A 1518-nucleotide genomic window follows, 5' to 3' on the forward strand; every position below is an offset into this window, starting at 1 on the left:
TCCATTCGAGAGAGAGGGCTTTTTAAAAGTCCTTTCTTTTGAAAAAATGTCTTTATCTCCCCCCTAAAAGTTGCATTAATTAGTTGAATCTAGTATTTATAAATCAGATCCAAATGCAAGATTCCTATAGCGAACTAATCAGATTATTGTTGGGTGAAATCATAATAGAGTACTTTGAGTTAACCTGATACAAAAAGTAGAAGAAATACTTCGTTTTTATTTAAGAGAGATCTATTCGATTTCCAAAAGAATATCATCAATACAAATTAAGTTCGAAAGGATTCTTTAATGAAATAACCGTTCAAGATTATCTAATTTGTGGATATCAGGTATAGCAGGCATATTACACGCAGAGGATGGCTCAATGAAAATACTGGTTAAGTAGTTTTTAGAGATTTGAATTTAGTAGCAGATACAAATCGGGTAACACAGGAGTTTGCTTCTTTTTTAAAAGAAATTAATAGATTCCAGACCAAATGATAGTAATGCAATTGCTTTTTTTAACAGAGTTACGGGTAAAAAACTACAATATCAATACAAAGATTTCTTAAGTGATTTTAAAACCTGGGATCAAGTATCATACGCCAAACAGTGGTTTATCTTCCCAGAAAGCTCAGGCAAACGTTTATCGATAGATGAAATTTCACTTTCCAATGGTAAACTTTATACTATTGTGACCAACAAAGCAGGCAAAGGAAAGAAAGGAACCATAGTTGCCATTATTGCTGGAACTAAGGCTGATACTGTAATTTCTTTTATTGAAACAATTCCTCTCAAACTAAGCAATCAAGTAACAGAGATTATATTGGACATGGCAGCAAATATGGGATTAATAGCCAAGAAGTGTTTTCCAAATGCTAGTGGGGTAACCGACCGCTTTCATATTCAAAAAATCACCTTGAAAGCTTTACAGGAAATTAGAATCAAATACCGTTGGCAAGGAATCGACTGAGAAAATGAAGCTATTGAGAAAGCCAAGTAAACCACTAAGAAATTTGAGTCAAAAACCTTAACTAACGCAGATACTCTTAAGCAACTGCTAGTCCTAAGTCGTTATTTTCTACATAAAAACAAATCTAAATCGTCAGGAAGCCAAAGAGAACGATCTTCATTATTACTTGAATTATATCCCGATATTGATAAAGCATATTATTTAGCGCAAGATTTGAGAAATATTTTTGAAAAAACAACCGATAAAATTATTGGACTTTCAAGGTTAGCCAAATGGCATGAGAAAGTAAATCAGTCTGGGTTTAAGTCTTTCAATACAATCTCAAGATCTATAATGAATCAGTGCCAAACCATATTAAACTATTTTGATAACAGAAGCACAAATGCTTCGGCGCAATCTTTCAATGCTATAATAAAATTTTTTAGAGCAATTTAGAGATGTTAAAAACGTTGCGTTTTTCCTTTTTTAGACTAAATAATATTTATGCATAATTTTTATGGCTCAACAGGTTTTGGACTTGATCCAGTTAAGCCTTTAGTTTATACGAATGTAATTTTGTTTGTGAA

1 pseudogene is annotated in these 1518 nt (G+C 32.1%); it reads left to right on the forward strand.

From position 1 onward, the window contains the following. Positions 1-673 precede the first annotated feature (673 nt). Positions 674-1387, forward strand: a pseudogene (locus C4S35_RS15440) (ISAon1 family transposase). Positions 1388-1518: the final 131 nt, after the last annotated feature.

The sequence above is a fragment of the Flavobacterium urumqiense genome, from assembly GCF_900108015.1.
GTDB classification, from domain to species: domain Bacteria; phylum Bacteroidota; class Bacteroidia; order Flavobacteriales; family Flavobacteriaceae; genus Flavobacterium; species Flavobacterium urumqiense.